The sequence below is a fragment of the Dysgonomonas mossii DSM 22836 genome (assembly GCF_000213575.1).
GTDB classification, from domain to species: domain Bacteria; phylum Bacteroidota; class Bacteroidia; order Bacteroidales; family Dysgonomonadaceae; genus Dysgonomonas; species Dysgonomonas mossii.
Genome location: NZ_GL892009.1, coordinates 180,473 through 200,176 on the forward strand (window position 1 = coordinate 180,473; position 19,704 = coordinate 200,176).

The following is a 19,704-nucleotide window of genomic DNA, read 5'->3' on the forward strand; positions in this document are numbered from 1 at the left end:
ATTAAAATGGATTAAGTCAACTTGATACCTTCGTTTTCGGCAGCTTTAACTTTCTTAAATAAGTCGGAGGCAAAAACAAAATCATTAAAATCTTCATTTGTAGAAGACATCACATCTTTGCTCGAACCTTGCCACTCGAGTTCGCCTTCCTTGATAAAATTGATTCGTTCGCCAATACCCATTACCGAGTTCATATCATGAGTGTTGATTACGGTTGTAATATCATACTCCTTTGTAATATCATGTATCAAATCATCTATCACGAGAGATGTTTGAGGGTCAAGTCCGGAGTTTGGCTCATCGCAAAACAAATATTTTGGATTTAGGGCTATGGCTCGAGCTATGGCAGAACGCTTCATCATACCTCCACTAATCTCTGATGGATATAGATGACCCGCATCTCCAAGATTTACCCTTTCGAGGCAAAATCTAGTCCGTTTCTCTTGCTCTATTTTGGTCATTGAGGAGAACATCATTAAGGGGAAATTGACATTTTCGAAAACGGTCATGGAGTCAAATAAGGCCGATCCTTGAAAAATCATCCCCATCTCTTGACGCAAATCTTTCATCTCACCGAGGCTCATTTTTGTAAGATCACGTCCATCGTATAATATTTGCCCGCTTGAAGGACGCATCAAGCCTACGAGATTTTTAAGAAGAACTGTTTTACCCGAACCGCTTCGTCCAATAATAAGATTGGTTTTGCCTGCTTCGAAAAGAATATTTATATCCTTCAGAACTTCTCGTTCATCAAATGATTTATATAAGTTCTTTATTTCTATCATGACATCATCAATTGAGTGATCAACAAGTCTGCAACAAGAATAAGAATACTACCCATAACCACCGAATCAGTACTAGCTTTGCCCACATCCAACGATCCCCCCCGTGCTGAATAGCCGTAGTAAGAAGCCACCGTAGACATAATGAAAGCAAATACTATCGTTTTGACAATAGCATACCATACATAAAATTCTTTAAAGTAGAATTGAAGCCCATACTGAAAGGTATCAGCAGGCATCACTTGCCCTATTATACAGACTGCATATCCGCCTATTACACCAAAGAACATACTAAGAACGACAAGTACCGGGATGAAAGTCATCAAAGCGATTACTTTAGGCAAAATGATATAATTGGCAGAATTTACGCCCATTATTTCCAATGCGTCTATTTGTTCTGTAACTTGCATCGTTCCTATTTCGGATGCGATGTTAGATCCAACCTTTCCTGCCAATATAAGACACATAATCGTCGATGAGAATTCGAGGATAAGGATCTCTCTGGATACATAACCAACCGTATAACGTGGCATAAATGGAGAGTCGATATTCAACTTTATCTGAACCACAATAACAGCACCGATGAAAAAAGAGATTATTATCACAATCCAAATTGAGTTTACTCCTAATTTACTTATTTCGGCTAGATATTGGCGAAGAAAAACACTCCATTTCTGAGGTCTTGTGAAAACCTTTTGCATGAGGAGAGCATAGTGTCCAAGTTTATCTAAAAGAGAAATTATAAACATATTTGTTTTTTCAGAGATTTATAAACATGAACAAAGATACATTTTTTTGTATAATTCTCAGATTTCAATCGAATGGAATGTATTAAGAGAACATTTTTTGAAAAATTTTCACTTATCTTATGAGTTATAGAAAATCAATCCTATCAATAATAACACTGGCAAATTTGATTTATAGTGGATTATAAATCCTTACATTATTGATCTTCGGATTGCAAATCCGAAGAGACGAAGAAAGCTCTTGGAAAATAATAGATCTATTTTCTTTTCTCTAAGTATATGAAAGATTTAAAAGCTATCTTATATCCAATAAATACCCCCAATATTATAAGTAATATATAATTGAAGATTATATCATCTTTGTATAAGTCAAAAATAAAATATATAAAGAAGTATATATAAAAACAATAGCTTACAATTATTTGAGAATATATACATATAAAGCTCACAAATCCATCAGACTGATAATATAGATTTTCCCCTGTTCTCTTTTTAGAAACTAGAAATCCAATTAATTCAAAAACAGAAATAACAATTAGCAATATCCATAATCCAGTTAAAGTATACATTATGATAGGAAGACAAGAAGATTCAATCAATTCATAAAAAAACAGACAATATATCGTTGTTAAGATACACATTGATATAAGAAATTTCTCTCTTAGCTTGGTTATATTTTTCATAAAAATAGAAATTATATTTTCTTCTCTTGCTCTACTTTTTTCAATATAAGCATCATATGAGTCTTTACTTAGGAGCATTATATTGGCAGGATAGTTTAAAATGGACTATAGATACTTGCCCTGTTCATTTTCGGATTGCAAATCCGAAGGGACGAGGTAATATGAGAATAAAGATATTTCTTAATTTGGAATATATAAAGGAAATTCTCTTCGTCCTCCGTTTTTTTTCTTTATTTCGATACTACGTTTACCATATTTTTTGACAATAAAATCACCCACATTTAAAAAGTTCCATGATTCAGGATAAAAATCTACTGTTATATTTAATGTGTCGTTATTAATCGTATAGACTTTAACCACCTTCGCTGCATGATTCGAGTTATCAATATATTTATCTATTATTTGTCCCTCATAACTTGAATTTATAACATCTATAGCATATTCTTTTCTACTACTAATATTACAAGACAAAAATAAACACATCATAAATAAATAAGATATAGATTTCATATATGTATTTAATCTTTTAAGTAAATATGAATTTAGTTTTTGATTCTAAAGAATTTCCAGAAAAAGCAGATAAATTATGAATCAGCTCAATAGAATATATTCTACTGCGAACCAACATGGATTTTCCCATTAAAACAATACATATCTTTGGCATAATTTCTACCAATACTGATATACCAATATGATGAAGACATTACTTGATCTGATCTTTTGCACTCGGGCTGGCTATCTCTATAGCCAAGCACAAACTTAACTAAAAAGTCACAACCAAAGGTCACAGGAGCGAAGCGTATGTAAAAGTAACAACTTTTTGTATGTATTTTTTTGTCACCTTTTTCTTTTCTTAATGTTATAAATATAGATAAATAATCTAGCAAATGATAATTCTGGCAAGGTTAACTTTTTTCAAATGAATACAAATCTCTTAAACTATATCAATATTATTTCTATATATTTAATAAATACGAAACTACTCTGCCGCTCAAATATAACGTCAAAACATTTATAAAATAGAATTTGAAATAAATGCATATCTTTGATGGGAACATTTTGTTTTTATTAAAGAGAAATAGATATGACACCAACTAAAGATATTGAAGATATTAAAGACATAAAAAAAATGGTTGATATTTTTTATGGCAAGGTCAGAAGAGATAATTTAATTGGTCCGATCTTCAATGACAAAATACAAAATCATTGGCCGGAACATCTTGCTAAATTATACTCCTTCTGGCAAGGAATACTATTAGGAGAAAAGACATATAGCGGATTCCCATTCCCACCACACGCACAATTACCTATAAGTAAAGAACATTTTGACCGATGGCTAGCCCTTTTCACTGAGACCGTGGACAGTCTTTTCATTGGGCCAATTGCCGATGAGGCCAAAAACCGTGCATATAAGATAGCTGATATATTCCAAGATAAATTAGCGTATATACGCAACAAGGCAAATAAATAACATGCAAATATTGTATAGAAAATAATCTCTATATTTGCATTTTATAAATTAAATAGAAAATAATTATGATGAAACCACGTCTGGGCATGACTGCCCGAACAGGTGATAAATGTCCGAAGAGTGGTGTATGGAGAGCTATGGGAATAGCGGAATCTGTTACAATGTCTATATCTCGAGGAAATAGAATGCCTATGCATGAGAACAGAAATATAAATTGGAAACTAATTATAATGTTTTAAGTCATTTGTAATAGCTAAGACTTAATCTGAAAGTTGTAGGTTTTCTATAACTGTCAGATTAAATCGTGACTATTTCATTTTATCATTTAATCCTATCAATTAACAATATTGAATGTTATTTTTTCTTTCCAGTTGATAAACCTCCTATCTAAAAAGAGAATAATACAAACAGGTAAACCTTCATCATAAAGTTTACCTGTTTGTAGGGTATTAGCTTAAGTTTTTTGATAGAAAATTATTAAATTATTCGCTGTTGCTAATCTCAAATTCAGCCTCAATATCTATATTTAATTGGACGAAAGCATACAGACTGGATATGTATTATAAAAAACTGATAGTAGCAATATGCCATGTCCTTTTGCATGTTGCTACTATTCACTTGTATACTTAAATAACTTATTTGGTTATCCTCATATATTATTGCTATTTCCAAAATCCATTTGCATATATTTGGGCTCTCACTTTGGGTTTAGATTTCAATATGTTTCTCACTTCTCTTACCATCGAAGAATTTCCTGTAATGTAAATGGATGAGTAAGTTGTCAAATCTTTAGATTCACACCACTGAATCAATATTTTTATTTTATCTTCTAAAACACCAAACAAAAATTCAAATTCTGGATTTTGTTCTTTCAAAGATGACGGTATCTGGGAGTTTTCTTCAAAAAATGTAACTGTATCCAATGGATAGGTTGTCTTATCGATAAGTTGTTTTAGAGCTAAAGAATTTCCCAATGCACTTGCATCGGCGATACACAATACTCTTCCTGTTTGGGATGGTGTTGGAGTTGAGTGTGCCGCACTAAAAATCAAATTGTCACCTATTTTTAGGTCTCTTATATATTTGCTGCCAACACCTTCATGTCCGGCATCAATATACAATGTACAGATTTGCGTTTTATCATCCCAATGAGCAGGAGTATAGTCTCTGTATTTCAATTCTCCAACTTTGCATTTTAAACGTTGTACGCATTTCCATTTATTCATATCAATCATTGGAAGATGCACATCTATTTCATATATGCCTTTCGAGTTCCAAGCTCTGACGTCAATAATTTCAGCAGATGAAGTCATTTTATCTATCAGATTTCCAACAAACCCTTTTAATATATTTGCCATTTTTATTTTATTATAAAGTGAGTGGGCAAAAGTATAGGGATAGCAATAAATATAAAATAGAGAGAAGCGAGTAATGATTGGACTATTTGCGGTATTTTTTTCTGAATTTTAGAGGTGATTCTCCATTTGCATTGGAAAATAGGCGGGAAAAGTAAGTATGGTCGTCGTATCCCAAAGCAAACGCAATTTCTTTTGCATTCATATCACTGTAATAGAGTAATCTTTTAGCTTCTAGCATATTTTCTTCTAAGATCCAATGACTGACCGAAAATCCTGAGATTTTCTTTACAACTTCGTTAAGATAAGAAGTGGATATGTGTAATGCTTCTGCATATTGTGATGGACTTTTCATTGCTTTAAAGTTTTCAGATAATAGTTTTCGGAATTCTGATGTTATAAGAAATTGTCTAGAGTTGGTGTTTAATGTAGCCTCTTGTCGTTCTTGATATATTTTAGAGAACATTCCGATGAAAGCATCAAGCAGAGAAATAATTACTCTATTATCTATTGCCGAGTTATCTGATCTTGATAACTCTTTTTGAATTATAGACAAGCATTGTGTGATATTATAGAATTCCTCTTCTTGTATTTTGACACTTCTATGATTTAATAGATTATCTGTTAGCACCTTTCTATACAGATCATCTATAAGGTTAGGCTCTACTGCAATACCCCAACCGGATAGACCTTTAAGTTCAGGGAGATTTGGAAGATTTGATTGTACTTGTCCCGGAAAAATATAAAATATAGATCTATCCTTTATTTGAAAGTCCTTAAAATCAATTTTAATATTTGCATTACATTTATCCATTACCATAAACATATAGTAATCATCTCGATGCATCTCCATATTAGCAATATCTATATTTGACCAACTATCGTAATTATCTTCTAAATTTATCAGTATAAAACCAATGTCGGTAAAATTTCCCAGTTTATGTACGGGTATGTTTTTTTTTGCCATTATTCCAAAAGATTAAATCTTGCTTTTTTCTCAAAAATAGATATATCTTCTGAAAGAACTGCTTATTCTTCCATAAAATAGCTTTTTCAAGGCTTAAATACGGATATGTAAATGAGAAAAAAGCGCAGCTGATTGTATTCCGGCATTGATAGCTATGAGTGTAATATACTGCAATATGTGGGGATCGGAGAACTCAGAATCACTATTGATATAATTCCAAAGCGACTAAAGCGCAATATATAATCTTAAAATGAATAAAATATACCAACATTTTTGCTCCGTCTTTGTTTTATTTTCTATTTTCTAATATCATGTTGCCTCACAAAGATAGAATTCAGTGGCTATGGCCATTCTGTAGTCCTATGTAATAGATGAAAGCTAGCCCTGATAGAATAAAAATAATATTTACAGCCAGATTTTTCTTGGTAGTATCCCGTAATATTTCCGGAATTAAACAGCCCGTAGCCAGATAAATAAAACCTCCGGCTGCTACGGGAAGCATATATATAGAAAAATGGGCGATTTGAGTTCCTATCCAAAGAGCTATCGCTGTTCCCAATATTGCTGTACAAGCTGAAATGAAATTAAATAGCAAAGCCTTACGTTTATTAAATCCGGCACGGAGCAATATGCCAAAATCGCTGATTTCCTGAGGTATTTCATGCAAGATTATACCTAGTGTTGTAGCCAGACCCAGTTCCGGGCTGAACATCCATGTCGCACCAATGAGTATACCGTCTACAAAATTGTGTATTCCATCGGCATAGAGGCTCAAATATCCATATGGTTTGATAGTCTTTTTGTTTCCATGGTTGATATGTATTAATTGTTCCATTACAAAAAACACTAAAAAACCTCCGAGGATGAACCATGAAGTTATTGCGGCTGATTCCATGTGAAAATAAGATTCCGGCACTAGCTGGAAAAAAGCATTTCCCAATAAGGTACCTATAGCAAAGCAAATCAGGAGATTTAAAATTCCGCTTAATTTGTCCGATTTAAAATATAAAAGAAATACCCCGACAAATGACAGGGCACTGACAAAACATGCGCTTAATATCGCATATAAAGCATTATTAATTTCCATATCTGTAGTTGTAATTTTAATTTATTTAATAACGCGTACCAGTTCTGCATCATATAGCATATACATCAAATGGTAAGGGTCATTTCTGTTTAGTCGTAGAATTCCTTTTATTTCAATATATTTATCTGTTTTGACTCGCTTTAGTTCCTTGTGGCCTTTTTTTACAAATATCTCCATAACGGTTTCTATACCTCCCGTGCCACAGAAGAAACACATGTTTGACGGAGATTTAGAAAGGGCAAATATTTTGCCTTCCATATCAATCGGCACATAAAAACCTTTAATCAATATCTCTTTATTGTTGAGAGCTTCAATGCTCGCTCCAAAACGTGCTACATCATAATATCCATCCAACGCTTTAACATAGCTGCGTTTCCACGTTACATCATTCAATGCCTGCCAGGCAATGGCTTTCTGGGCTTTTACCGAACAAAAACAACAAATGAAAATTATAGCAAAAAATACTTTCTTCATTGACTTAATGTTTTTGAGATATTTGTTTTCATTGCTTTAATAGCGGGAATTATTGCAGCAACTATACCAATGATCAAAGAAGCGATCAATAAAGAAAGATCCGTAGGAGTTACCCATTGTTGCAATGTGTAATTAAAGTTATTATCAGTATAGGTAGATAGAGCAAACATCACAAAACGGCTGGCCACAAATCCGACAATATATCCGATAATAGCAAAACTAATCCCTTCCAGAATAACGATAACAAACAATCGGAATCGACTTCCTCCCATAACGCGTATTAAAGCCAATTCATATTTTCTTTCTTTTAAGGAGTTCAGAAGAGAGATAAATATACTCAAGGCTGAGATTAGGATTATAAATCCGCTTATATAAGTCAAAGCTTCTATCCCAAGCCCCAACAAGGAATACAGGCGATTTATTTCCTGTACGGGAGATGCAGCCTGCATATTTGTCGACTTATTGATAAGACGCGGCAGGCTGATAGCACCCATCGGATTTTGGTACCGGATCAACAATGTTGTTATTTCTTTAGGATGCTCCCCTTCCTCGTGTTCACGTTCCTCATGGCTGTGATCACAATCTGCATCGTGCTCGTGCTCATGTCCCCCATCCGTATCATGCTCATGATCTTTTTCTGCCTCGTTATGCTCATGATGATGCTCATGACTATCATGTATTTTCCATACACTCTCAATATTGGTTAAGATCAATTGGTCGAGCACCGTTCCAGTTTCTTTAAAGATGCCCGTTACTGTATAAGGAGTACTCTCATGTACATCATCCGACTCTGCCGATAGCCCGTGTACCCCTGCAAATTGCCGGCCTATTACTAAGCCTGTTTTTGAGGCGACTTTCGAACCTATCGTTGCCTCAAAGTCTTTTTGCCACAAGCTTCCCGCTTGTATTTGTCCATTATAAATAGTGGGGTATGCCTTATTGGTTCCAACTATGCGGAATCCGTTAAAGTTATCTCCAAGGGCAAGAGGAATAGCCTGTTTTATCAAGGGATTCTTGCTCAGTTCTATTGACTCATTATAATCTATATTTCCGGTTGGATAATCTACATGATAAATACCGGATAGTATCAGTTGTAGAGGGCTACCTTTAGCCCCCACTACAAGGTCAATTCCTCCGGCATTTTTATCCATTTGGTTTTCAAATGAGTCTTTAAGGAGGAAAACCAAAGAGATAATAGTAACTCCGGTTGCAAAAAGAATTATATTCAAAACCGAGGATAACGGACGGCTCTTTATTTGTTTGAAGTTGAATTGTATAATATTCATGTCTGTTTTTTTAAGATTCTAAATGAACGATTTTTGAGAAATCCGGAATAAGCCTGTTGTCATGTGTAACGATTACCAACCCCGCCTGAAGTTTTTCAGCCTGGTAGCGAAGCAGCTTTATAGCTTCTCTACAATTTTTATCATCAAGGCTGGATGTCGGTTCATCTGCGAGGATTAGCGAGGGTTTATTTATAACAGCCCGTGCTATAGACAGGCGTTGTAATTCTCCCTGACTCATCTCATTTGTTTTACGATTCCGACAATGACTTATATTCAAAGTATCGAACAGGATATCCAGATACACATTATCTACAGATAGCTTACTAAGGGATACTGTCATCTTTAGATTTTCCTCTGCTGTTAACGATTTTATAAATTGAGGAGTTTGAAAAACAATTCCGATTTGCCGTCCTCTGTATTTATCCAACTTGGTACCTCTTAATTGAGCAATGTCATTTCCTTTTATCAAAATACTCCCCCTTTTGGGTGTAATCAAACCCGCAATCAGGTGAAGCAATGTTGTTTTCCCACAACCCGAAGCCCCGGTAATAAGTAAATGTTCTCCTTTTTCACAAACAATATCCGGAAACACGAACGTATAGTTCTTATTATAAGAATATTGAACACTATTTGTTATTAAGTTTTTTTCCATAACCAATAAAATTTTCAACAAATGTAATTATTTTTCTTTATCCGCAACAATGTTGCAAATGAATTTATATTACATTTGCATTGTCAATTCATTTCAGATTTAAAATACATCATTATGGAATCTGTCAAAGAAATATTACACAGGAATAATTTAAAAGGAACATCAGCCCGTATCGCCATCTTGAATACGATTATAGGCAGTGAGGCTCCTTTGAGTGAATCTGATATAAAAAAAAGAATACATGAAATTGACAGGGTAACATTCTATCGCTCAATTAAAAGTTTGTTGGATACGAAGATTATTCAGGGCATAATCACCCAAAGAAAAATAATCAAATACACCTTCTGTCATGAGAATCATAGCAGTGAAACATCAGTCCGGTTTTATTGTACCGAGTGTAAAAAACTGACAGACGTGGAGATAGAAGCCCAGATTCCTGTTGTTCCGCAAGGATATACGGAAAAAACATGCAGTATAACTATAACCGGAATTTGCAAAGCATGTAATAATTCAGATGAAGATTAACGAGTGTCGCAATTTAACATTAAAATATAAAAGAGTCGATAATGAAAGAGATCAAAGAAGAATATAAATTAATTGAATTCTATGCAAATTGGTGTGTTTCATGCCACATACCCGAGATCACTACAGCCTCAATAGAGAAGAAAAATGAGAATCTTAATATTCAAAGAATAGATATAGATTCCAATCCGGATCTAACCCTACAGTTTGGAGTTCGCTCTATACCTGCATTGACACTTCTTAGAGGAGAAACTGAAATTTGGAGATATTCAGGTCTGATATCCGAATCTGAACTGGTTTCCGTATTAGCAAAGCATTTAAATAATAAATAAAACAAGATGGAAGTAAGCAATCTATTTTATGGGATACTCGCTGCATTAGGCTATGTATTACTGCAATCGATGTTTATTGTTGGTGTGCGAATAGCTGCCGATGACAGCACTGAAATTTTACCCAACGGAAAACAAAGAGATCGTATGGGGATGATATTATATCCGGTTTTAAAATACCTGAGTCGAACAAAACAGGAAAAAATATACTATGAGGGTTCTCAGTTTACGAGTTTAATCAGCAAGATTAGGATGGCGATACCTGATTTGGCTATAATTGAAGGAGATGGCCGATTGAAAATTATAAGCAGAGGGCGGTCTTTAGGGATATATTCTAATAAGATAGAAGATACACTCTATCACATTGACAACAGGATAAAGATAGAGATGGAAGAGGGACTACTTCGGTTTTACAGAATGGACGAGCAATACCGACTCAATAAATACCTGCGGAAACCTATTCTTCAATGTCCTATCTGTATGTCTTCAGTCTGGAGTATACCCAGTTATTGGATACCCATTATATATAAGTTCGGCTTTAATATGGAGGTACTATATCTGGGAGCGGTTAATATCTGTGTGGTAGCTTGCGTCAATGCCCTGATCTGGGTGAAATTCAAATCCATGCAGAAATCATTAATGTAAAACAAATTATCAAATCAAAACAATGAAGGGCAAAATCCCCGTAACGATAATAACCGGCTTTCTAGGAGCTGGAAAGACTACTCTTATCAATAACCTGATAAAGAAGCACCCTGATAAAAAGTTTGCTATTATCGAAAATGAATTTGGCGAAATTGGCTTGGACGGGAGTTTCATTATCGGAGCTGATGAAAACATATTCGAACTGTCCAACGGATGCATCTGTTGTTCGTTGAACACCGATTTTTATGAACTGATCAATAAGTTACAAACAGGAGGATATGATTTCAACCATTTATTGATTGAAACAACAGGTATAGCAGATCCTACATCGATCGTAAATGCTTTTCTTTCCGATTATGAGATCATCGAACGTTTTACTATTGATTCAGTTATCTGTCTGGCGGATGCTGTCAACATTGAAGATCTGATAGACTCGGAACCGGAAGCCCGTAAACAATTAACTATAGCTGACATTATCTTATTGAACAAAATAGATTCGGTAAGGCAAGGTTACTGTGATGGGCTAATGAGTAGAATACAGGATTTTAACCAACTGGCTACGATATATCCGACTTCACAGGCAGATATTTCACAGTTGGAAATTCTGGATACTTGCCAGTATTCGGGCAGGAAAATAGAACAATCGGTTTCGACTTTTAAAAATCTTGCCTTTCTGGGAAGTAATAATCTAAAGCATGATATCAAATCAATTGGAATCTCCATTCCCGGAGATCTTGATTTTGAGCGTTTCCGCTTCTGGTTTGAGACAATTCTCTATTTTGCCAAGTACAGGCCATACCGGGTAAAAGGGATTCTCAGTTTTAAAGATGTACCCGAAAAATGTATTCTGCATGCGATAAAAGATAATTATGTCTTTGACAGGGGCGATTTGTGGCAGCAAGACGAAGATCGTTATTGCAAGCTCGTATTTATCGGTCGTAATCTGGATAATCTGGAAATAGAAGAAAATATATACAAATTAAGAGCAGAATAATAAACTAAAAAAACAATGAATAAGATACCTGTAACAGTCTTAAGTGGCTTTTTAGGAGCCGGAAAGACAACCATATTAAATCATATACTCAATAACCGGGAGAATATGAAAGTAGCTGTCATAGTCAACGATATGAGCGAAGTCAATATCGATGCACAGTTAGTGGAAAAAGGTTCGGCACTTTCCCGCACAGAGGAAAAACTGGTACAACTCAGCAATGGATGTATCTGTTGTACTCTGCGTGATGATCTGGTAAAAGAAGTAACCCGCTTAGTTGAAAACGGCAAGTTCGATTATCTGCTAATAGAAGGAACGGGTATTGCAGAACCTATGCCGATAGCCCAGTCATTCAGCTATGCTTTCGAAGACTTGGGTGTTGATCTGACTAAAATTTCACGTCTGGATACAATGGTAACAGTTGTTGATGGCTTTAATTTTTATAATGACTTCGGATCATCCGAAACATTAACAGACAGGGATCCAGACAATACGATCAGCGAACGTTCCATAGTAGACCTCCTCGTGGAACAAATTGAATTTGCGAATGTCATCGTACTGAATAAAGTAGACCTGATCTCGGCCCATCAACAAGAAGAGATGAAACATATTATCCGAAAACTAAATCCGGATGCAAAGATTATTCAAGCTGATCATGGAAAGATTGATCCGAAAGAAATACTAAATACCCATTTATTTGATTTTGCTGAGGCTGCTCAAAGTTCGGGCTGGCAGAAAGAACTACAGAATAAGCATACTCCCGAAACAGATGAATACGGCATCGGTTCATTTGTGTTTCGTGAGCATCGCCCTTTACACCCCAGAAGATTCAAGGAATATCTCAGCAAAAACTGGGATACAGGTATTGTACGTAGCAAAGGATTCTTCTGGCTGGCAAGCCGAAAGAATGAGGCATTATTACTAAGTCAGGCCGGAGGTTCTATCGTGGTGGAACGTATCGGTTCATGGTGGGCTTCTTTTCCAACAAAAGAAAGAAATCAACATCCTTCGTTTCAGGCAAATGAGGAATATATCATGGGTCGTTGGGATAAGACATGGGGTGACCGGATGAATGAGATTGTATTCATCGGACAAGATATGGATGAGCAAAAGATCAGAAAAGAAATGGAATACTGTCTCTGTACAGACATTGAATATAATGCTTATCAGAATGAACTGCTAACAGATAATAACTGGGATTTCTTATAAAGAAAAGGTCTAATGAAATTTACTTATACACTACTGACACTCGTTTTATGCTGTTTCACTTTATCAGCTCAATCTTCATTCAAAATCAGTGGGTTTGTGATGAATGAAGATAGGATGCCGGTAGAAGCAGTATCTATTTCTGTGGTAGGGAATAACAATACAATACAAAGTGACCAAAATGGCTTTTTTGAACTTACTTTGGCTGCTTCGGGGACTATAATACTTCATATTGATGCTCTGGGATATTTTCCTCAGTCAACACAATTAAGCGTAAGTAATAATATACATCGCGACTTTATTCTCAGAAAGAATAATATAGAGTTGGAAGAGGTCGTTGTCAGCGGAAACAATAAGAGAAGTCTTCAAATGAAATCAGCTCAAAATCTCGTTCAGGTTGATAAATCATATATCGAAGATAATTTCTCCGGTAGCCTGATGCAAAGTCTGGAGAAAATACCGGGAGTCAGAGCGATGACTATCGGTTCGGGACAGTCCAAGCCTGCTATCAGAGGACTTGGTTTCAACAGGATGATGGTTACCGAGAATGGAATCAAGCACGAAGGACAGCAATGGGGCGAAGATCACGGATTGGAAATAGATCAGTTTTCGGTAGATGATATTGAAATCTTAAAAGGTCCGGGTTCTCTATTATACGGAGGCGATGCCATAGGTGGAGTAATCAGTTTACGTAATAATTATGTCCCTTCAGCTAAAATCGAAGGAAATATAAATCTCTATGGCAGAAGCAATAATGAGTCACTTGGTTTTTCCGGTCAGATAGCAGGACGAAAGAATCGATTTTATTATAAAGTGAATGCCACCTATGTGGATTATGGAGATTACAAAGTTCCTACTGATAGCATACAGTATTATTCTTATTACATAAAACTAAAGGACAGACGACTCAGAAATACTGCCGGAAAAGATCGGAACGCCGGAATTACACTCGGATATATTGATAAAAACTTTAGAAGTAACTTTCTGATATCTGATGTATATTCAAAGAGTGGCTTCTTTGCCGATGCACATGGTCTTGAAGTGCGCATGTCCGATATCGACTATGACAAATCCTCCAGGGATATCAACCTGCCCTATCATTCGGTAAACCATTTCAAAGTAATCAACAACTCCCATTTGCAGATCGGGACATTACATCTTGATGGTAATTTTGCTTATCAAAATAATCTGAGAAAGGAACTGTCAGAACCCGTATCGCATGGATATATGCCTATCCCACCCGATGCTTTGGAGCGTAAGTTTAATAAGAATACATACACATCCAATATCTCCTTCAAACTACCATTCAAGAACAAGCACTCTCTGCAAGGAGGCATTAATGTCGAACATCAACATAACTCAAGAGGCGGATGGGGCTTCATTATTCCAGACTTTCGGACAACAGGTATAGGAGCTTTCCTCTATGACCGCTACTTACTGTCCGAAGATTTAATTCTCAGTGCAGGTATACGTGCCGACCAAACGAATATTCATATAGACAGTTATCACGATTGGTATCAGGCTCCTGTGGAAAATGGAGATTGGGTATATAAAGAGCGGGCTGCCAATCTGAAAAGGAGTTTCAATAGTTTCACATGGTCGGCAGGCATTAATTACAATATAGACAGTTGGATGCTTAAAGCCAATGTGGGTAAAAGTTTCCGTGCTCCTACTCCCAAAGAACTAGGTTCTGATGGGGTAAACTATCACATTTTCCGTTACGAAAAAGGAGATAAGAACCTGAATGCAGAAGAGTCTTATCAAATAGACTTCGGGATTAACTGGAAAAATGATGTTCTGGATATCCAGATAGAACCTTACCTGAACTATTTCCCCAACTATATCTACCTGAACCCGACGTCGGGTTATTACGAAGGTTTACAGATGTATTATTATACACAGGCTAAAGTAATAAGATACGGATTTGAAGCCAGTTTAGAATACAAACCCACCCAACAGATCACATTAGGATCACAAGGTGAATATTTGTATGCAGAGCAGCTTTCCGGAGATAAGAAAGGTTATACGCTTCCGTTTTCTCCACCGTGGTCTTGCAACTTTACAGCTGCTTATCACCCCAAGAACAAAATATTCGGAACGGATAGCGATATTCAGCTAGAGTATAATATAACAGGAGCGCAGGACAGAATTGTACCCCCTGAAAACAAAACAAAAGGATATCAAACTATAAATATATCGATAGGGCGTAGCTGGCAAATCAATCAAAACAGAATAAAATTACGTCTGCAGGGGCAAAATCTATTGAATAAGCGGTATTACGATCATACAAGTTATTACCGGCTGATAGATGTTCCCGAACCGGGACGGAATATATCAGTTATGATCGGATATAATTTTTAACACAATACACTAAGTATTATTTATTCTCTAACCGGGCATATATAGCCCACTTAATTAATTAAATGTTATGAAACAAAAATTTCTATGGGGAACAATCCTTTTTCTAAGTACGTCATTATTCATCTTTACATCATGTAGCAGTGATGACGATGATGACAATCCGGCAAAACCGGTTATAAACCTGACTGAAGTCGGTAGTGAAAATAGCAAGATTGGAGTTGCCGGAAGCGATCTGCATCTGGAAGGCACTATCGTGGCTGATGGGATGATAAAGCAAATTGATGTTGAAATTCATCAGGAAAGTGGAGGCAGCTTTAAAATTGAAGAATCATATAAAGACGGGAAATATATCGGAGTAAAGAATGCCGATTTCCACGAGCATATCGATATTCCGGCTGATGCTCCTGCGGGAGATTATCACCTGCATTTTACAGTAACTGATCAATTCGGACAAACAACAACGGTAGAGTCGGAACTGACTATCGAAGCTGAACCTGTGAATATTAGTATAGACGGTTTGACTTTCGGAGCAGGACATGATTTTGCTGATAATAAGATCGGATATATCGGTACTGCCCCTGTTGTAGAGGCTACATCTATTAAAGCTGAAAATGGAATTGACAAGATATTTGTAGAAATTCACAGCGAAGGCGAAACATCTGCTTTTGAACTCGATACAACTTATACTTATGCCGGTGAAACGGAATTAATAGATTTCCACAAACATCTCTCTATTCCAGAAAACACTCCGGCCGGCGATTACCATTTACATTTCAAAGTATATGATAAGAACGGTAAATCATTGGAAAAATCAATGGATGTAGAAATTAAAGAAACAGGAATCGCAATATCCGGTTTAGAAATAGGAAGCGCTAATTCGGCAGTAGCATCTAATATCCATACCGAATTTAAGGTAAATGCTTCAGATCCTTTGACCTCTATTCGTGTCCGTATTTATAAAGCTGCAACTCCGACAACCTATGTATTCAATGAGACATATTCTGATGAGTTTGCGACCGGAGATGTAAAAGAGTACACTTTTCATAAACATTTGAAAGCAACCGGTGCTGCAGAAGGAGAATATGTAATTGAGATAAGAACAAATGATGCGAAAGGAGCCAATAAAACCATAAAGGAAAAATTGACCATTACAGGAGCATAATAAATTATAAGATATCAATAGCGAATAGTTTTGAAAAAGAACTATTCGCTAAAAATAAAGAATATGATAAATAGAAAAATCATTTTATACTCTCTTGTTTGCCTTTTTGTTATGGGATGTAGCAACGACGATGATGATAGTCAGGATATGGAAAAACCTTCCATCGATATGAGTGGCAGCAATGCTTTTCCTCAGAATTGTATCGTTTTATATCGGGGTGAAAGCTTTCCATTTAGAGCGGTATTTGCTGATAATCAGGAATTGGGAAACTATAATATCGAAATACATAATAATTTCGATCATCATTCTCACAGTACGGATGATGTGGAGTGCGATCTGGAGTCAAAAAAAACTCCTGTAAAGGCATTCGTTTACAATCAGGATTTCACTATTCCTTCGGGTAAAAATACTTATCAAGCCAATAATGAAATTTCTATACCCTCAGATGTAGATACAGGAGATTATCATTTTATGATTCGGTTGACAGATAAGGCCGGATGGCAACAGTTGAAAGCTATAAGCCTGAAAATAAAAGATAAAAATTGAAATTCTTTGTATTTAAAACCGAATATATTAAATTGTATTCGGTTTTATTTTTTCATACAATCGGGACAAATTCCTTCAAGTAAAACTTGAGCAGAATCAACTTTATAACCAGATGGCAAGTGAAGGTTTCTATCCAATAAAGACGAATCTAGACAAGTTACCTTATCACAGCTAGTACAATGAAAATGAGGATGTATTTTTGACAGAACTAAAAGACTGCTTAGGGCATATTTGACCGTATTATTATTCAAGACAATGCGATGTATCACTTTGGCTTCTTCTAATGTTTTAAGAGAGCGGTAGAAAGTGACACGATCGAATAAGCCTGAAAATGCATCTTTGATTTCATTTTCAGTTAAAGCTGTATCATCGCTTTCGATCAGTTTATCTATAATACATTTACGACAAACTGTCTTTTTTATTCCATGTTGTTTTAATATCTGTTCTGCATTCATGATCATTCTTTTTACAAAAATAATAAAAAGCCTCATATTAACTTATTAGATTTTTGACAGAATATTCAAAAGGGAAATATATAAATCAATTAGTTAATTTCTGAAATTATTATCTACAGGAGTTCATTAATACTTCTAGGTATTCAAATAAGTTAAAATACCAAGAAATGCTGATTGTACTATTTCGTTTATAGTTGTTATTTTGGATTCAAATAATGAACATTGTTCTCTATTGAAATGAGGGTATTAAAAGACGATAAATATAGATCTATAATAGGATCTGCCCGAAAGGAGTTTATACTAAGAGGCTTTAAAGATGCATCCATGCGTACTATTGCAAAGGATGCAAATGTAGGATTGAGCAATATTTATAACTATTTCAAGAATAAAGATGAAATATTTCTTGAAATAGTATCACCTGCCACGGATGATTTGTTTGCTTTTGTAAAAGACAAACATACAGAAAAGTATATAGACTTCAATTAACCAAATTGACAGGTAGTGATAATGATAAAGCTAAACCCAATGCTGCAGGTTTTGCAGCAAGTACTTTTAATCTTTCTATATCTTGATTGACAGCCGCTCGACGTAGATTTTCAGGAGATCCCCTAATTTTAGACTTGAGCCAAAGTTTTCTTCTCAAAACTCCACATTTTACCAAAACAAAAAAGGCTTACAATTTCTTGTAAACCTCTCTTCTTAAAGTGACCACGGCAGGATTCAAACCTGCAACCTTCTGATCCGTAGTCAGATGCTCTATTCAGTTGAGCTACGTAGCCGTTTTCCTTAAATGCGATGCAAAGGTAAAATAGTTTTGTTTATTATGCAAATATATTCTGAAGTATTTTCTCCTCAAAAGTGATTATTGAAGCCGAGAGCAAGCTATAATATTGTTTTAAAGATGCTTATAAACACAAAATAAAATGCATAAAATGCTTCGCTCAGCATTTACGATAAGTACATCTTAATATGCACTCTCAAACTGATCAAGAAACCGTTGATCATTCTCGGAGAACATACGAAGATCCTTAACTCTATATTTAAGATTTGTGATACGTTCCACTCCCATTCCGAGAGCATATCCCGTATACACTTTACTATCTATACCACAGTTTTCCAACACATTGGGATCTACCATACCACAGCCTAATATCTCTACCCAACCGGTGTGTTTACAGAATGGACAACCTTTTCCGCCACAGATATTACATGAAATATCCATCTCTGCGCTAGGCTCTGTGAAGGGGAAATATGAAGGACGTAAACGTATCTTGGTATCTGCACCAAACAACTCTTTAGCAACGAATAACAAAGCTTGTTTTAGATCAGCAAAAGATACATTCTTATCTATATACAATGCCTCAACCTGATGAAAGAAACAATGCGCACGATACGATATAGCCTCGTTACGATACACTCGGCCGGGACAAATAATGCGTATCGGTGGTTGTTGCTTCTCCATCACTCGGGTCTGAACAGAAGAAGTGTGTGTACGCAATACAATTTCAGGGCTTCGTGCAATAAAGAACGTATCCTGCATATCACGAGCCGGATGATCTTCCGCAAAGTTAAGAGAAGAGAAAACATGCCAGTCATCCTCTATCTCAGGACCTTCGGCGATAGAAAAGCCTAAACGGCGAAAGATATCACAAATTTCTTTTCTTACAATCGATAGCGGATGGCGAGTACCGAGCTCGATAGGCGCAGCAGTGCGAGTAAGGTCGATTGTCTCATCCACAGTCTGAGAATTTTCTAAAGATTCTTTCAACTGATTTATTCGCTCCTGAGCCTTTTCTTTTAGTTCATTCAGTTTTATACCTACCTCCCGTTTCTGTTCTGCAGCGACAGTGCGAAAATCGTTCATCAAAGCCGATACTTCACCTTTCTTACTAAGATACTTAATGCGCAAAACCTCTATCTCATCTGCTTTAGAAGCTTTCAGTCCCTCAATTTCTGCCAACAGCTTATTTATTCTATCAATCAT

22 protein-coding genes and 1 tRNA gene are annotated in these 19,704 nt (G+C 35.7%); 11 read left to right on the forward strand and 12 right to left on the reverse strand.

Annotated features, from left to right (window positions below):
• Positions 1-11: 11 nt before the first annotated feature.
• The 3 genes from HMPREF9456_RS13495 to HMPREF9456_RS13510 form a co-directional block, all read right to left on the reverse strand.
• Positions 12-785 (reverse strand): ABC transporter ATP-binding protein, encoded by a 774-nt coding sequence (locus HMPREF9456_RS13495; protein WP_006844098.1) that lies wholly within the window; start codon positions 783-785, stop codon positions 12-14.
• A complete protein-coding gene (locus HMPREF9456_RS13500) occupies positions 782-1,525 on the reverse strand; it encodes an MlaE family ABC transporter permease (RefSeq protein WP_026177083.1) in 744 nt (247 codons plus the stop codon). Before HMPREF9456_RS13500 ends, HMPREF9456_RS13495 begins: the two co-directional genes overlap by 4 nt.
• Positions 1,526-2,391: 866 nt before the next feature.
• On the reverse strand, positions 2,392-2,721 hold the full coding sequence (locus HMPREF9456_RS13510) for a hypothetical protein (protein ID WP_006844101.1): 330 nt from the start codon (positions 2,719-2,721) through the stop codon (positions 2,392-2,394).
• A 619-nt stretch (positions 2,722-3,340) separates the two neighbouring features.
• Here HMPREF9456_RS13510 and HMPREF9456_RS13515 point away from each other — a divergent pair.
• A complete protein-coding gene (locus HMPREF9456_RS13515; protein ID WP_245531029.1) occupies positions 3,341-3,682 on the forward strand; it encodes a group III truncated hemoglobin in 342 nt (113 codons plus the stop codon).
• Positions 3,683-3,747: 65 nt separating this feature from the next.
• The gene (locus tag HMPREF9456_RS17420; protein WP_006844103.1) at positions 3,748-3,921 is read left to right on the forward strand and encodes a hypothetical protein; all 174 of its coding nucleotides are present in this window, start codon (positions 3,748-3,750) and stop codon (positions 3,919-3,921) included.
• 423 nt (positions 3,922-4,344) lie between these two features.
• Here HMPREF9456_RS17420 and HMPREF9456_RS13520 read toward each other — a convergent pair whose 3' ends face one another.
• The 6 genes from HMPREF9456_RS13520 to HMPREF9456_RS13545 all read right to left on the reverse strand — a co-directional run bounded on the left by HMPREF9456_RS13520 (position 4,345) and on the right by HMPREF9456_RS13545 (position 9,503).
• Positions 4,345-5,040, reverse strand: coding sequence for an SIP domain-containing protein (locus HMPREF9456_RS13520; protein WP_006844104.1), 696 nt, complete (start codon positions 5,038-5,040; stop codon positions 4,345-4,347).
• 82 nt (positions 5,041-5,122) lie between these two features.
• A complete protein-coding gene (locus tag HMPREF9456_RS13525; RefSeq protein ID WP_006844105.1) occupies positions 5,123-6,004 on the reverse strand; it encodes a helix-turn-helix domain-containing protein in 882 nt (293 codons plus the stop codon).
• Positions 6,005-6,338: 334 nt separating this feature from the next.
• The gene (locus HMPREF9456_RS13530; protein WP_006844106.1) at positions 6,339-7,091 is read right to left on the reverse strand and encodes a ZIP family metal transporter; all 753 of its coding nucleotides are present in this window, start codon (positions 7,089-7,091) and stop codon (positions 6,339-6,341) included.
• Between the two features lie 21 nt (positions 7,092-7,112).
• Positions 7,113-7,565, reverse strand: coding sequence for a hypothetical protein (locus tag HMPREF9456_RS13535; protein ID WP_006844107.1), 453 nt, complete (start codon positions 7,563-7,565; stop codon positions 7,113-7,115).
• Entirely contained in the window at positions 7,562-8,851 is a 1,290-nt protein-coding gene (locus tag HMPREF9456_RS13540; protein ID WP_006844108.1) for an ABC transporter permease, read from the reverse strand. Before HMPREF9456_RS13540 ends, HMPREF9456_RS13535 begins: the two co-directional genes overlap by 4 nt.
• Positions 8,852-8,861: 10 nt before the next feature.
• Positions 8,862-9,503 (reverse strand): ABC transporter ATP-binding protein, encoded by a 642-nt coding sequence (locus HMPREF9456_RS13545; protein ID WP_006844109.1) that lies wholly within the window; start codon positions 9,501-9,503, stop codon positions 8,862-8,864.
• Between the two features lie 114 nt (positions 9,504-9,617).
• On the opposite strand from HMPREF9456_RS13545, the gene HMPREF9456_RS13550 reads away from it, so the two are divergent.
• From HMPREF9456_RS13550 to HMPREF9456_RS13585, 8 genes are all read left to right on the forward strand, one after another.
• Positions 9,618-10,028 carry a Fur family transcriptional regulator gene (locus tag HMPREF9456_RS13550; RefSeq protein ID WP_006844110.1) on the forward strand — a complete coding sequence of 137 codons (411 nt, stop codon included), beginning with the start codon at positions 9,618-9,620 and terminating at the stop codon, positions 10,026-10,028.
• A 41-nt stretch (positions 10,029-10,069) separates the two neighbouring features.
• Complete coding sequence (locus HMPREF9456_RS13555; protein ID WP_006844111.1) at positions 10,070-10,357, forward strand: thioredoxin family protein; 288 nt, start codon at positions 10,070-10,072, stop codon at positions 10,355-10,357.
• Between the two features lie 6 nt (positions 10,358-10,363).
• Entirely contained in the window at positions 10,364-10,999 is a 636-nt protein-coding gene (locus HMPREF9456_RS13560) for a hypothetical protein (protein ID WP_006844112.1), read from the forward strand.
• A 22-nt stretch (positions 11,000-11,021) separates the two neighbouring features.
• Positions 11,022-11,993: a CobW family GTP-binding protein gene (locus HMPREF9456_RS13565; protein WP_006844113.1), complete on the forward strand. Its 972-nt coding sequence runs from the start codon at positions 11,022-11,024 to the stop codon at positions 11,991-11,993.
• A 15-nt stretch (positions 11,994-12,008) separates the two neighbouring features.
• A complete protein-coding gene (locus tag HMPREF9456_RS13570; RefSeq protein ID WP_006844114.1) occupies positions 12,009-13,199 on the forward strand; it encodes a GTP-binding protein in 1,191 nt (396 codons plus the stop codon).
• A gap of 12 nt (positions 13,200-13,211) precedes the next feature.
• Positions 13,212-15,557: a TonB-dependent receptor gene (locus HMPREF9456_RS13575; protein ID WP_006844115.1), complete on the forward strand. Its 2,346-nt coding sequence runs from the start codon at positions 13,212-13,214 to the stop codon at positions 15,555-15,557.
• Positions 15,558-15,624: 67 nt separating this feature from the next.
• Positions 15,625-16,719: a DUF4625 domain-containing protein gene (locus tag HMPREF9456_RS13580; protein WP_006844116.1), complete on the forward strand. Its 1,095-nt coding sequence runs from the start codon at positions 15,625-15,627 to the stop codon at positions 16,717-16,719.
• 63 nt (positions 16,720-16,782) lie between these two features.
• On the forward strand, positions 16,783-17,265 hold the full coding sequence (locus HMPREF9456_RS13585) for a DUF4625 domain-containing protein (RefSeq protein ID WP_006844117.1): 483 nt from the start codon (positions 16,783-16,785) through the stop codon (positions 17,263-17,265).
• Between the two features lie 44 nt (positions 17,266-17,309).
• Here HMPREF9456_RS13585 and HMPREF9456_RS13590 read toward each other — a convergent pair whose 3' ends face one another.
• A complete protein-coding gene (locus tag HMPREF9456_RS13590) occupies positions 17,310-17,720 on the reverse strand; it encodes a Fur family transcriptional regulator (RefSeq protein ID WP_018074937.1) in 411 nt (136 codons plus the stop codon).
• 237 nt (positions 17,721-17,957) lie between these two features.
• Here HMPREF9456_RS13590 and HMPREF9456_RS13595 point away from each other — a divergent pair, with 237 nt between their 5' ends.
• A complete protein-coding gene (locus tag HMPREF9456_RS13595) occupies positions 17,958-18,206 on the forward strand; it encodes a TetR/AcrR family transcriptional regulator (protein WP_006844119.1) in 249 nt (82 codons plus the stop codon).
• A 219-nt stretch (positions 18,207-18,425) separates the two neighbouring features.
• Here the strand turns inward: HMPREF9456_RS13595 and HMPREF9456_RS13600 are convergent.
• Together HMPREF9456_RS13600 and pheS are read right to left on the reverse strand one after the other, a co-directional pair.
• Positions 18,426-18,499: transfer RNA gene (locus HMPREF9456_RS13600), tRNA-Arg, on the reverse strand.
• Between the two features lie 185 nt (positions 18,500-18,684).
• Positions 18,685-19,704, reverse strand: coding sequence for a phenylalanine--tRNA ligase subunit alpha (gene pheS / locus HMPREF9456_RS13605; protein ID WP_006844120.1), 1,020 nt, complete (start codon positions 19,702-19,704; stop codon positions 18,685-18,687).